The sequence below is a fragment of the Paenibacillus sp. NPDC056579 genome, assembly GCF_042793215.1.
Taxonomy (GTDB): Bacteria; Bacillota; Bacilli; order Paenibacillales; family NBRC-103111; genus Paenibacillus_S.
In genome coordinates this window covers 462,072-475,663 of sequence record NZ_JBHTVD010000003.1, presented here as the reverse complement: position 1 = coordinate 475,663, position 13,592 = coordinate 462,072, and the positions used below count along the sequence as shown (strand labels likewise).

The window sequence follows — 13,592 nt, the reverse complement described above, 5'->3', positions numbered from 1 at the left end:
GCATCTGCTTTTGCATTAAGAGAAGGAAAGGAGGAGAATAACGATGATTCAAAGGCAGGAAACGCCTCAGGCGGTTTATATCCACATTCCGTTTTGCACGAATAAATGCCACTATTGCGATTTTAATTCCTATGTATTGAAGGGGCAGCCGGTGATGGACTATCTCGACGCGCTGGAGCGGGAGATGGAGCAGACGGCGACTCTGGTGCCTCCGCGGCAGATCGAGACGATCTTTGTAGGCGGCGGAACTCCGACGGTGCTGCTGCCGGACCAGATGGAAAGCTTTTTGCGGCGGGTGAAGACGTATTTCCCGGATCAGGCGCCAAACATCGAGTTCACGATGGAGGCGAACCCCGGCACAACCGATTTGGAGAAGCTGCAGGCGATGAAGGAAGGCGGCGTCAACCGGATCAGCTTCGGTGTTCAGTCGTTCGATAATGCGCTGCTAGAGGGCATCGGCCGCATTCATAATACGGACGACGTATACCGCAGTCTGGAAAATGCCCGCAAGGTCGGTTTCACGAATATGTCCATCGACCTGATGTTCGGTCTGCCGAAGCAAACCGTCGCGACGATGAACGATTCGCTGAATAAGGCGCTGGCCCTGGATTTGCCGCATTACTCCATCTACAGCTTGAAGGTGGAGGAGAATACGCTCTTCCATACGCTGTATCAGAAAAATCAGCTGCCCCTCCCCGAGGAGGACGAGGAGCTGGACATGTTCCTGCTCATTATGAACAGGCTGAAGGATGCAGGATATACCCAGTATGAAATCAGCAACTTCGCCAAGCCCGGCTTCGAGAGCCGGCATAACAGCATGTATTGGCTGAACCGGAGCTATTACGGCATCGGGGCTGGTGCTCACGGGTATACCCGCGGCATACGTCACATCAATATTAAAGGCGTGCAGCCGTATATCGACGCTACCCGCACAGGGCTTCCGATTCTTGAAAAGCATGAAGTGAGCGAGCAGGATGCGATGGAAGACTTTATGATGGTAGGGCTGAGACTGCTGAAGGGCGTGAGGAGTGCGGATTTCTACACGCAATTTCAACGCGAGCTGGAATCCGTCTTCGGCTCCGTACTGAATAAGCTCTTAAGTCAGAAGCTGTTGGAAAAAACAGCGGACGGGTATCGGTTGTCGGAGCAGGGCGTTCTGCTCGGCAACGAGGTGTTCGGCGAATTTTTGGGCGGGCTGGAGCAGGCAAGCGTCAGCTAATTATAGGCGGAACATTCCCCTTCGAATCGTGAAAACCACAGTACATTCTGAGGTATTCGGATATCGGAGGGGAGTTTTATTATAGAAGGCTATCATAGGCTTGTCTGAGGCGAGCTTTCGTACATTTTTCTTATTGAATTTTTTATACGTCTTGTTGTATATTTATTCATATCGAATTTTTACTACGAATGGTGGGTTTTCTATGGCAGTCACATGCAGAAATGCGACGGAACAAGACATTGATACATTATATGATATTATACAAGGATATGCGGAGCAGGGGATCATGCTGCCGAGGTCGCGCGAGACGCTGGCGTCGCAGATTGACACCTTTGTTGTGGCTGTTATAGAAGATCGCCTGGTCGGCTGCGGATCGTTGACCCGCTTAGGGCAGGATTTGGTTGAGATTCGTTCCCTGGGAGTCACGGCAGGATATAAAGGGCAAGGCATCGGCAAAGCAATTGTCAGCGCATTGGTGGAAGAAGCGAGACGGCAGGAAATCCCCAAGGTAATGGCGTTGACGTATGAGGTCGCCTTCTTTGAACGGAACGGATTTACCGTCGTGCAAAAAGAGATTTTTCCCGAGAAGGTATGGCGGGACTGTATTCATTGCAAAAAGCAGCATTGCTGCGATGAAATAGCCGTTTTGAAGCGGTTGGATTGACTTGACACAGACCTTCGGGTCTGTTATTTTTGTATTATGATTTAGCACTCGACAGATTGGAGTGCTAACGACGGAATGGAAAATGCAGGATCCCGTCTTTTTGCGACAGCAAAGGATGTTTCTTGACATGATCGGCTTTGACAAAGGTTGGGTGGGAGGTCACCGGGAAATCTGCCCGGTTGCAGCTTCCGCCCAGTAACTATAGCAATGAATGGACAACGGCAATACCGTATCGAAAATGTTTGGGAGGGTTGAATATGTTGACCGAACGCCAACGCCATATTTTGAGTGCCATCGTAGATGATTATATTCGTTCAGCAGAGCCGGTAGGCTCCCGCAGCATATCCAAGCGCGGCAATGTGGGATTCAGCCCTGCCACCATTCGGAACGAGATGTCCGATTTGGAGGAGATGGGCTATCTGGAGCAGCCGCATACGTCCGCCGGACGGATCCCGTCTCATAAAGGATACCGGTACTATGTCGATCATCTCATCACCTTCGGCGGCAGCCTTGCGCAGCATGAGGTGGAGGCTTTAAAATCTTTTTTCGCAGGTAAAATGCAGGAGATGGAGCAGGTCATCCAGCACGTTGCGATGATGCTGTCCAATCTCACTAACTATACATCGATCGTCATGAAGCCGGAAATGTTCAATACGACGCTGCGGCATTTGCAGATCGTTCCGCTGAATGAGCGGACGGCGGTTGCCATTATCGTAACGAATACCGGACACGTGGAGAACAAGACGGTAACGATCCCGGAAGGCGTGCCGATGTCCGAGATCGAGAAGGTCGTCAATCTTTTGAATGCGCGTCTGGCCAACGTGCCACTGCTGCAATTCAAGTCGAAGCTGTTCACCGAGATCGGCGAAGAAATGCGCAGCTACGTTTCAGGCTACGAAGAGCTGATGATGATGCTGAACGGGGTCGTCGATCAGAGCGAGGAAGACCGCATTTTCTTGAGCGGAACGACCAATATGCTGACGCAGCCGGAATTTCAGGATATGGAGAAGGTCAAAAACATTCTTGATCTGCTGGCGGAAGCGCCGATGCTGGCCAAGATCATTACCGGAGCCTCGGCAGGCATTCAGGTGAAGATCGGCAGCGAGAATACGGTGGAAGCCATCAATAACTGCAGTCTGATCACCGCTTCTTACTCGTTCGATGGCAAGCATCTCGGAACGATTGGGATTCTTGGACCGACTCGGATGGACTACGGCAAAGTGATCAATTTGCTCAATCATCTGTCCAAGGATATGACGACAATGCTGGAGCGCTGGTACAAATGAGCCAAATGAAACCTGTCACGAACGAGGGCGACGATACGTATGCTACTTTATTGAATAATGCGGGAGCGATCCGTGCGATTTGTTCGGCTGTAGAAGGCACGCTAGGGCCCAAAGGGCTCGACACGATGCTGGTCGGCGGCCAAGGCGAAGTCATTATTACGAATGACGGGGTCACGATCCTTGAAAAAATGGACGTGACCCATCCCGCCGCCCGCTTATTGATTCAGGTGGCGCGCTCCCAGCAGCAGCAGGTCGGCGACGGAACGACGACCGCTACGGTGCTGGCGGGTGCGCTCGTAGCTGAAGGGGTGGCTCAGGTTACGCGCGGCGTGCCGGTAGCGAAGGTGGTCAAGGGCATCCAGCTCGGCGTTCAAGCCGCTCTGTCGTCGCTTGCCGAACGGAGCCGCCGCATGGAAGGCTTGAAGGATCCGCTGCTGTACCGGATCGGGTATATCGCGGGCCGCGAGCATTCGGATTTGGCGGAGCTGATACTCGAAGGGGTGAAGCGGCTTGGCGTTCACAAGCTGCAGGAGGAAAATTTCCGTTTCTCCGATGTAGTCATATCGCACAGCAGAGCGATAAGCGAGGTTTGGCCCGGCCTGCTCATACAGAAGAAGCCGGTCAACGCGCAGCTTGACTTTCCGCCGGATGCGGCGTCCGTCCTGGTCTTTCAGGATGCATTCGAGCCGGAAACGGTTGACGATGAAGCGCTCATGACGGAGGCCGGCTTCCAGAAGCAGATGCAGCTGAAGGAACAGTTCCGCAAGTCGCTGGAGAAGCTCGTCGAGCTCCAGGTCGGCCTTATCATCGCCGACCGCGGAGTGAACGCGGACGCCGAGCAGTTTTGCACCGACCATGGCATCATGGTCGTGCAGAGAGTGCCGCGCCACGACCTCCGGCTCGTGTGCGAATACACCGGCGCGCGGCCGATACGCCGCAGCGGACTGCGCAAGCCTGCCTCGGAGCTGGCAGGCTATCTCGGCTTCGCTGGGCGCGTATCGTACGACGATCGCCTTGAATGCGTCCGCATGGCCGAAGGCAAAGGGCGGACGCAGGTGACGATCGTCGTAGGCGCCAGCACGAGCGAGGTCGTTGGCGAGCGGCTGCGCATCGCCAAGGATGCGGCCTCCGCCGTGCAGGCTGCGCTGCGCGGCGGGTGCTTGCCCGGCGGCGGCTCGGCCGAGATGGCCGCCGCCTATGATCTGGATCGTCTGCGTGAGACGATCCAGGGGATGGAGGGCTTCGGCGTAGCGGCCGTAGCCCAGGCGCTGCGCAAGCCGCTCGCGCAAATCGTCGTGAACGCGGGCTACAATCCGCTCGAAAAGGTCGAGGAAGTGAAGGCGGCGCAGATTAACACCGGCACCGATTCGCTCGGAATCGATTGCGATACCGGTGCGGTGGTCAATATGCTGGAGCACGGCGTCGTGGATCCTACCCAGGTGAAGCTGCATGCGCTCCAGGCAGCGGGCGAGGTAGCCGCCGCGGTGCTGCGGATTCATACGGTCATCAAGATGAAGCAGCTCCGCACGGAGGAGTAAGCCGGCCTCCGTCACATGATGCATGATGCAAGCCTGTCCGTACTGCTTACATTGCATATCGGATGGTTACAATAGATTTGATACTATGCGGATTAGGTCAAGGAGGTGACACACACAATGAGTACTGAACAAAAGAACCCTGTTGAAGGTCAAGCGGAGAGCGAGGTTCAAGCTGACGCTACATATACAGAAGCCAATGAGGAAACCACGGAAGCAGCAGAATCGGCAGCTCAATCCCCTGAACTGGAGGAGCTTCGCAAGCAAGCGGATGACAACCATCAACGTTACCTGCGGGCTCAAGCGGATTTTGACAACTTCAGAAGACGCACTCGCCAGGAGAAAGAGGAATTCGCCAAATACGCTTCCTTGAAGGTGATCGAGCAGCTTCTGCCGGTAGTGGACAACTTCGAGCGTGCGCTCGCCGCGGGTAAAGACAGTAAAGATTACGATGCGCTCCTGAAGGGCGTCGATATGATTTTCCGTCAACTCGATCAAGTGTTAGCGAACGAAGGTCTGCAGGCGATGAACGCGGTAGGCCAGCCGTTCAATCCGGAATTCCATCAAGCGATCATGCAGGTGGAATCCGAAGAGCATGGTGAAGGAATCGTCGTAGAAGAAGTTCAGAAGGGCTACCTTCTTAAAGATAAAGTACTGCGCCCAGCGATGGTTAAAGTCAGCTCCTAGTATTTGCTGCTATTGCAATCTTCCTGGATTATGCTTCACTACAACACAACAAAATGAACCGATTGGTTTGATAAATTAAAGGAGGTTCTATTCGACATGAGTAAGGTAATTGGTATTGACTTGGGAACAACGAACTCTTGTGTTGCTGTAATGGAAGGCGGCGAAGCCGTTGTAATTCCTAACCCGGAAGGAAACCGTACAACTCCATCCGTAGTAGGCTTCAAAAAAGACGGGGAGCGCGTAATCGGCGAAACGGCAAAACGCCAAGCCATCACGAATCCGGACCGTACCGTCATTTCTATTAAACGCCACATGGGTACGAACCATAAGGAAAACATTGACGGCACCGAGTACACGCCGCAAGAAATTTCCGCAATGATTCTGCAAAAGCTGAAAGCCGATGCCGAAGCTTACCTGGGTACTACTGTAACGCAAGCGGTTATTACCGTTCCGGCTTACTTTAACGACAGCCAGCGTCAAGCGACTAAAGATGCAGGTAAAATTGCCGGTCTGGAAGTATTGCGTATCGTTAACGAGCCGACGGCAGCCGCTTTGGCATACGGTATGGAGAAATCCGAGGACCAAACGATTCTCGTATACGACTTGGGCGGCGGTACGTTCGACGTATCGATTCTCGAGCTCGGCGACGGTTTCTTCGAAGTTAAAGCGACCAGCGGTGACAACCGTCTCGGCGGCGACGACTTCGACCAAGTAATCATCGACTATTTGGTAGCTGAATTCAAAAAAGAGCAAGGCATCGACCTGAGCAAAGATAAAGCGGCGGTTCAACGTCTGAAAGACGCGGCTGAAAAAGCGAAAAAGGAATTGTCCGGCGTATTGACTACGACGATTTCCTTGCCGTTCATTACCGTTGTTGACGGAGTGCCTCAGCACTTGGAAGTCAACTTGACCCGCGCGAAATTCGAAGAAATTTCCGCATCTCTGGTAGAAAGAACTATGGGTCCTGCTCGCCAGGCATTGAGTGATGCAGGCTTGTCTGCTAACCAAATCGATAAAGTTGTACTAGTCGGCGGATCCACTCGTATTCCTGCGGTACAAGAAGCGGTAAAACGTCTGATCGGTAAAGAGCCTCACAAAGGCGTTAATCCGGATGAGGTCGTTGCTCTTGGAGCGGCGGTTCAAGCGGGCGTATTGACAGGCGACGTGAAAGACGTTGTATTGCTCGACGTAACTCCATTGTCCTTGGGGATCGAGACGGCAGGCGGCGTATTTACGAAAATGATCGACCGCAATACAACGATTCCTACTACAAAATCGCAAGTATTCACAACGTATGCAGACAATCAGCCAAGCGTAGAAATCCATGTTCTTCAAGGGGAACGCGCTATGGCTAACGATAACAAAACGCTGGGCCGCTTCATCTTGGGAGACATTCCTCCGGCTCCGCGCGGCATTCCGCAAATCGAAGTTACTTTCGATATCGATGCCAACGGTATCGTTAACGTTAACGCTACGGATAAAGGCACAGGCAAGAGCCAAAAAATTACGATCACTTCTTCCAGCGGCTTGAGCGACGAAGAAATCGACCGCATGATGAAGGACGCTGAATCGCATGCCGACGAAGACCGGAAGCGTAAAGAATTGGTAGAGGCTCGCAATAATGCCGATCAGCTGGTATACTCGGTAGATAAAACGATTAAAGATCTTGGCGACAAAGTAGACCAAGGCGAAATCGATAAAGCCAATGCAGCGAAAGAGAAAGTGAAAAAAGCGCTGGAAGGCGATAATCTGGATGAAATCAAAGCGGCTACGGACGAGTTGACTGAAGTGGTTCAGCAGCTATCCGTAAAGCTGTATGAGCAAGCTCAAGCACAGCAAGCTGGCGATGCAGGAGCAGCCGGAGCGGAAGGCGCACCGAAAAAGGATAATGTCGTAGACGCTGACTTTGAAGTAGTTGACGACAAGAAGCAAGGCTAATCCAGCCTGAACTTTTATAGTGAAATGACAGGTCAAAGCCGCTCGCCGGCTTTGACTTTCCCTATGTTGTATAGGAATTGCTAAGCTTTTACCGGCTTGGCATTTCTATAGAGCGGGGAAATCCCGAGATTTGGGCGGCTAAAGGCAATTAGCTTCCCTTTCGGGGCACTTTTTATCGGCTTTAAGAATGGGAGTGGAACAATGAGCAAACGCGATTATTACGAGGTACTCGGGGTAGGCAAGGATGCATCGCAGGATGATATCAAGAAAGCATACCGTCAAATGGCTCGTCAATATCATCCGGACGTGAATAAAGCCGACGATGCCGAGCAGAAGTTCAAAGAAGCCAAAGAAGCCTATGATGTGCTAAGCGACGATCAGAAGAAAGCCCAGTACGACCGTTTCGGTCATGTAGACCCGAATCAAGGTATGGGCGGCGGCTTCGGAGGCAATGCCGATTTCGGCGGCTTCGGCGACTTGTTCGATATGTTTTTCGGCGGTCAGGGGCAGCGCCGCAACCCGAATGCTCCACAACGCGGCAACGATTTGCAGTATACTCTGACTATCGAATTCAAGGAAGCCGTATTCGGCAAAGAAACCGATATTCACATTCCGCGTACGGAAACGTGCGATACATGTCACGGCAACGGCGCCAAGCCTGGTACGAAGCCTGAAACGTGTACGACGTGTAAGGGTACGGGCCAGCAGGAAGTCGTCCAGAACACCGCCTTCGGACGTATCGTCAACCGGCGCGTTTGTTCGACTTGCGGCGGTCAAGGGGTAACGATCAAGGAGAAGTGCGGAACGTGCCATGGCTCGGGGAAAGTAAAGAAGCAGCGCACGATTCATTTGAACATTCCTGCAGGTGTCGACGACGGGGCACAGCTTCGCGTTTCCGGCGAAGGGGAATCGGGAACGCGCGGAGGTCCGTCCGGCGATCTGTACGTAGTTATCCGGGTGAAGCCGCATGACTTCTTCGAACGTGAAGGCGACGATATTTACTGTGAGATTCCTTTAACGTTCGCTCAAGCGGCATTGGGCGACGAGATCGAAATACCGACTTTGACCGAGAAGGTCAAACTGAAAATTCCTGCCGGCACTCAAACCGATACGTATTTCCGCTTAAAAGGGAAAGGCGTGCCGCGTCTGAGAGGTTACGGGCAAGGGGATCAGCACGTGAAGGTCGTTGTCGTGACGCCGACGAATATGAACGAGGAACAAAAGGAATTGCTGCGCGAGTTCTCCCGCTTGAGCGGTGAGAATACGCACGAACAGCAGCAGTCCATCTTCGAGCGGATGAAAAAAGCGTTTTTGGGCGATTAATCATTCGTTATTGCTAGAATATAGCACATATCGATTAGAGGCACATCTGACACAGGGAAGCTTCCCTTGTCGGTGTGCTTTTTTTCTTGTGCAATTTGTGGGTTACGCTACAAGCGCATATTCTCATCCCTTTTGCGGACAATAGAAGGAGCGTTTTACTCAACCTATTGACGAGGAGTGACCACGGATGAAGAATAAACAACAATCGTTGCAACAAAATCGCAAGCTCCCTATCGCCAAGAATGAAGATGTCGATTACAGTGCGGAAATGGCTGATGAAAACGATCTAGAGGCGGTAGAACGCGCAAATCAGGCGGATACGAGACAGCAGCAGTCCTGATGAACTAAGGAACCTGAAGTTGCAGGAGGTATTGGCAGCATGGCTGAGAAAAGCATATTGGCATTATTCCCGTCTCAAGAACAGGCACAGCGTATCGTTCCGAAGCTACAAGCTCTTCGGGTCGCCGACGTCTCCGTCGATCATCTTCATAACATTAACGGAACCGGAGTTAGCGAGTCGATGAATCCGCTGGTCGGCCGTTTCCCGGGATTGTCGTTCTTGACCTTAGGCAAGGAAGGCCAAGGGATTGATGAAGGGATACTGACGGCGCCCAGTGTGGATGCGAGCGGTATGAGCGCGCCGATGTCGGAAGTGTTTACCGGCGCCTATGAGGGAACCGACCGGATGGATACGCTGATGACGGTTGTTGTTGATGAACGGTGCTATGATCAGGCGCTCCGCGTTATCAATGACGGCGGCGGCAAGCTATAATGTTACATGTAGCGGAAGCTTCCTGGACAAGGAAGCTTTTTTGTTTGGACGAATTATTGTATACTGGGAATCATGTGCATTTCTTAGTTGATCGTTTAGGGAGGATAACAACCATGCGTTGGCATGAAGTAACAGTACATACCACAGAAGAAGCCATTGAGATGATCTCGAATTTTATTCACGAGCTTGGCGCAGGAGGAGTATCCATTGAGGAATCAGGAACGCTGAACAAACAGCGAGATACCTCGTTAGGCCAATGGTACGAGCTTCCGCTCAACGATATTCCGGAAGGAAGAGCCGTTATTAAGGGATATTTTTCCGAAGGAACCGAAATGAAAGACATTATGGAGTCTTTGCAGCGTTCCGTAGCTCAATTGACGGAGTTCGATATCGATACCGGCAATCCGACCTATGAGCTGAAGGAAGTCGACGATGAAGACTGGGCTAACGCTTGGAAGCAATATTTCAAGCCGCTGCGTATTTCGGAGCGTTTGACGATCAAGCCGACCTGGGAGGAATATTCGCCGCAGGAAGAGGAGCTGATTATCGAGCTTGACCCGGGAATGGCGTTTGGAACCGGAACACATGCTACGACCTCCCTGTGCTTGAAAACGCTGGAGAAGGTCATCCAGGGCGGCGAGGACGTCATCGATGTCGGCACCGGATCGGGTGTCCTAGCTATAGCGGCCGCGAAGCTTGGAGCCAAACATGTGCTGGCTGTGGATTTAGATCCGGTCGCCGTGTCGAGCGCGACGGAAAACGCCCGGTTGAACGGTATGGACAACGACATTACCGTGAAGCTTAGCGATTTGCTCGGAGTTCTGCAGGAAAGCGCGTCAGGCGATGCATCGGCTGCCCTGGGAGTGAAAATCCCCGTACAGGTTGTCGTAGCCAATATATTGGCTGAGATCATTTTGCTGTTCGTTAAGGATGTCTACGATGTGCTCGCCGAAGGCGGGACTTATGTAGTATCCGGTATTATCCAGAGCAAGCAGAAGGACGTGGAGCAGGGCTTGACGGCTGTTGGCTTTACGGTAACGGAAAGCTATGAAGATCAGGACTGGGTAGTCATTATTGCCCGAAAGCTGTAGGTGGCCGATATGGATTGGAGTTCTTTTTTGGCTTACCCGGTAGATCAGCTGCCATTCATTTTTATTGTGCTGCTGTTGAGCTTTACCGTGCATGAATTCGCTCACGCTTTTTTTGCCGACCGGTTCGGGGATCCGACTCCCCGTTCCTTGGGCCGGCTTACGTTAAATCCGAGAGTTCATATGGATTGGCTCGGGATGATCTTTTTTCTCATCATCGGCATCGGCTGGGCCAAACCCGTTCTGGTCAACCGTGCCCGGTTCAAAAATCCGCGGATTATGGGAATCATCGTGTCTGCGGCCGGCCCAATCAGCAATCTGATTTTGGGATTTATCAGCCTACTGGTCTTTTTCCTGCTGTTCAAGTTCAATGTTCTCGATAATGCATCGCAAGGCGTTACCGAAGCGGTCAGACTGTTCTTCAGTTTTATGATCATGACCAATATCTTTCTGTTCATCTTGAACCTGCTGCCGCTGCCGCCGCTTGACGGTTACCGGATCATCGAGGATTTGCTGCCGACATCGATCATGATGAAGATAAAGGCCTACGAGCAGTGGATGTTCTACGCCATGCTCTTGATGTTCTTCATCCCGCCTATCCGTAGAATTACGATTGCGCCGATATTTGCTATGCAGTGGGATATTTTCAACGCATTCCATAAGATTGCCGTATGGATATTTGGCAGCGGAGTGGTAAAAATGTGAATACGGATTTTTATGCACTTGTCGGCGGGAATAACGGCAGGGGCTGTCCGTTTGGAGATTGCTGACAACGGTGGCTTTTTCGCCAAAAAAGTTGTATGATGAAATTTGATGCTTTACGAATTGTTAATGAAATACGAGCACTGAATAAAGAAAGTAGAGAAGACCATGCAGCGTTATTTTATTGCCCCCGAGCTGTTAACCGAAACGGACGTTACCATTGTCGGTGACGACGCACATCATATTATCCGCGTAATGCGCGGAAAGGCCGGCGATCAAGTCATTGTAAGCAACGGCTTGGATCGTGAAGCGGTAGTGCGGCTTCGGGAACCGGAGAAGGATCGGGTGGTTGCCGATATAGTAGAATGGCTTCCTATGCTCAATGAGCCTGCAGTTGAGGTTTGGATCGCTCAGAGCCTTCCGAAAGGCGACAAGATGGAGCTCGTGATTCAAAAGGGAACCGAAATCGGCGCCGACCGGTTTATTCCTTTTCAATCGGAGCGCACGGTTGTCCAGCTGGATGTAAAGAAAGAGGGCAAGCGGGTGGAGCGATGGCAGAAGATCGCTAAGGAAGCGGCGGAGCAAGCGCACCGCAACCGGGTGCCTGCCGTAGAAGCGCCTTTGTCGTGGAAGCAGCTCTTGGAGCGGATCGGACAGGCGGATGCAGCCTGGATTTGTTATGAGAAGCAGGACGGACTCCAGCTGAAGCAGCGCATTCAAGAAGCCTTAACCAAGCATCGGGACTCTTCGGTCAGCAGGACCGCTGCGGACGGACCGACTCAAGCCTATACCGCAGAGCAGCGAATCAAGCTGCTGTTAATTGTCGGCCCTGAAGGCGGATTTACCGAGCAAGAGGTGAAGGCTGCCGAAGCTGCAGGAGCTCATTCCGTCAGTCTTGGAAGACGCATTTTGCGGACGGAGACCGCCGCTATGGTCGGTCTTACTTGCATTTTATATGAAACCGGAGAGATGGGAGGATAACGAAGATGCCTACAGTTGCGTTTCACACGTTAGGCTGTAAAGTCAACTTTTACGATACGGAAGCGATTTGGCAGCTGTTCAAGCATGAAGGCTATGAACAGGTCGATTTCGAATCGACGGCGGATGTATATGTAATTAACACTTGTACCGTAACCAATACGGGCGATAAAAAGAGCCGGCAGATGATTCGTCGTGCGGTTCGCCGCAATCCGGAAGCGATTATCGCGGTTACGGGCTGCTATGCCCAGACGTCCCCTGCGGAAATTATGGCGATTCCCGGAGTCGATTTGGTGATCGGCACCCAGGATCGGGACAAAATTATTCCGTACGTCCAGCAGCTGGACCAGGAGCGCAAGCCGATCAATGCGGTGCGCAATATTATGAAAACCCGCCAGTTCGAGGAATTGGACGTGCCGGATTTTGCCGACCGGACCCGTGCGTTCCTGAAAATCCAAGAGGGCTGCAACAACTTCTGTACATTCTGTATTATCCCATGGTCTCGCGGCCTGATGAGAAGCCGTGAACCGGAGAGTGTATTGAAGCAAGCACACATGCTCGTGGACGCAGGATACCAGGAAATTGTTCTGACAGGTATTCATACCGGCGGGTATGGGGAAGATATGGAGAACTACAGCTTGGCGAAGCTGCTATGGGATCTGGATAAAGTGGACGGACTGAAGCGGATCCGGATCAGCTCGATCGAAGCGAGCCAAATTACCGAGGAAGTATTGGAAGTACTCAATGCCTCGGATAAAATGTGCCGGCATCTGCATATTCCTTTGCAGGCGGGCGACGACGCCGTTCTTGCCCGGATGCGCCGCAAATATACGACGGCCGAATTCGGAAACAAGATTGAGAAGATTCATAAGATTATGCCGGGCGCAGCCATTACGACGGACGTCATCGTAGGATTCCCTGGGGAAACCGAGGAGATGTTCCGCGCAGGCTACCGGTTCATGGAGCAAATGCAGTTCTCTGAAATGCATGTGTTCCCTTATTCCAAACGTACAGGAACCCCTGCCGCAAGGATGGAGGATCAAATCGACGAGGAGCTCAAGAATGCCCGCGTTCACGAGCTGATCGACTTGTCCGAGCGGATGCAGCTCGCTTATGCGAAGAAATTCGTAGGTCAAGTGCTGGAAGTGATTCCGGAGCGCGCGTATAAGGGTGAACCGAACAGCGGCTTGATCATGGGCTATTCGGACAACTATTTGCAGCTTGTTTTTGAAGGAAGCGAGGACTGGATCGGCTCTGTTTGCAAAGTCAAAGTTACGGAAGCCGGTGTCAACGAATCGCGGGGACAGCTGCTGCGCGTACCTGAAATGCCCAAAGCATTGATCGTGTAAAGCAAAGTGAGCCAAGGATTTCATTCCGAACGTAGGATGAAATCCTTGTTC

Annotated in this window: 13 protein-coding genes; all 13 read left to right on the top strand. The window is 52.1% G+C overall.

From position 1 onward, the window contains the following. The first annotated feature begins 43 nt into the window (after nucleotides 1-43). The 13 genes from hemW to mtaB all read left to right on the top strand — a co-directional run bounded on the left by hemW (nucleotide 44) and on the right by mtaB (nucleotide 13,541). Nucleotides 44-1,219, top strand: coding sequence for a radical SAM family heme chaperone HemW (gene hemW, locus ACFQ88_RS14740; RefSeq protein WP_379454596.1), 1,176 nt, complete (start codon nucleotides 44-46; stop codon nucleotides 1,217-1,219). Nucleotides 1,220-1,421: 202 nt separating this feature from the next. Next, nucleotides 1,422-1,883 (top strand): N-acetyltransferase, encoded by a 462-nt coding sequence (locus tag ACFQ88_RS14735; RefSeq protein ID WP_239627110.1) that lies wholly within the window; start codon nucleotides 1,422-1,424, stop codon nucleotides 1,881-1,883. Nucleotides 1,884-2,140: 257 nt separating this feature from the next. Then, nucleotides 2,141-3,169, top strand: a complete 1,029-nt coding sequence (gene hrcA / locus ACFQ88_RS14730; RefSeq protein ID WP_239627108.1) for a heat-inducible transcriptional repressor HrcA — start codon at nucleotides 2,141-2,143, stop codon at nucleotides 3,167-3,169. Further along, on the top strand, nucleotides 3,166-4,707 hold the full coding sequence (locus tag ACFQ88_RS14725) for a TCP-1/cpn60 chaperonin family protein (RefSeq protein WP_239627106.1): 1,542 nt from the start codon (nucleotides 3,166-3,168) through the stop codon (nucleotides 4,705-4,707). The genes hrcA and ACFQ88_RS14725 overlap by 4 nt, the downstream gene beginning before the upstream one ends. A 117-nt stretch (nucleotides 4,708-4,824) precedes the next feature. Continuing rightward, nucleotides 4,825-5,391, top strand: a complete 567-nt coding sequence (grpE, locus tag ACFQ88_RS14720; RefSeq protein ID WP_239627104.1) for a nucleotide exchange factor GrpE — start codon at nucleotides 4,825-4,827, stop codon at nucleotides 5,389-5,391. Nucleotides 5,392-5,487: 96 nt separating this feature from the next. Continuing rightward, a complete protein-coding gene (gene dnaK, locus ACFQ88_RS14715; RefSeq protein WP_239627102.1) occupies nucleotides 5,488-7,329 on the top strand; it encodes a molecular chaperone DnaK in 1,842 nt (613 codons plus the stop codon). Nucleotides 7,330-7,530: 201 nt separating this feature from the next. Beyond that, a complete protein-coding gene (dnaJ, locus tag ACFQ88_RS14710; RefSeq protein ID WP_239627100.1) occupies nucleotides 7,531-8,652 on the top strand; it encodes a molecular chaperone DnaJ in 1,122 nt (373 codons plus the stop codon). Between the two features lie 187 nt (nucleotides 8,653-8,839). Next, a complete protein-coding gene (locus tag ACFQ88_RS14705) occupies nucleotides 8,840-8,992 on the top strand; it encodes a YfhD family protein (protein ID WP_379454595.1) in 153 nt (50 codons plus the stop codon). A 39-nt stretch (nucleotides 8,993-9,031) separates the two neighbouring features. Further along, nucleotides 9,032-9,424 (top strand): hypothetical protein, encoded by a 393-nt coding sequence (locus ACFQ88_RS14700; protein WP_379454594.1) that lies wholly within the window; start codon nucleotides 9,032-9,034, stop codon nucleotides 9,422-9,424. Between the two features lie 113 nt (nucleotides 9,425-9,537). Beyond that, complete coding sequence (gene prmA / locus ACFQ88_RS14695) at nucleotides 9,538-10,515, top strand: 50S ribosomal protein L11 methyltransferase (protein ID WP_379454593.1); 978 nt, start codon at nucleotides 9,538-9,540, stop codon at nucleotides 10,513-10,515. Between the two features lie 9 nt (nucleotides 10,516-10,524). After that, on the top strand, nucleotides 10,525-11,217 hold the full coding sequence (locus tag ACFQ88_RS14690; protein ID WP_379454592.1) for a site-2 protease family protein: 693 nt from the start codon (nucleotides 10,525-10,527) through the stop codon (nucleotides 11,215-11,217). Nucleotides 11,218-11,382: 165 nt separating this feature from the next. Then, nucleotides 11,383-12,195, top strand: a complete 813-nt coding sequence (locus ACFQ88_RS14685; RefSeq protein WP_379454591.1) for a 16S rRNA (uracil(1498)-N(3))-methyltransferase — start codon at nucleotides 11,383-11,385, stop codon at nucleotides 12,193-12,195. Nucleotides 12,196-12,200: 5 nt separating this feature from the next. Continuing rightward, a complete protein-coding gene (mtaB, locus tag ACFQ88_RS14680) occupies nucleotides 12,201-13,541 on the top strand; it encodes a tRNA (N(6)-L-threonylcarbamoyladenosine(37)-C(2))-methylthiotransferase MtaB (protein WP_239627093.1) in 1,341 nt (446 codons plus the stop codon). Nucleotides 13,542-13,592: the final 51 nt, after the last annotated feature.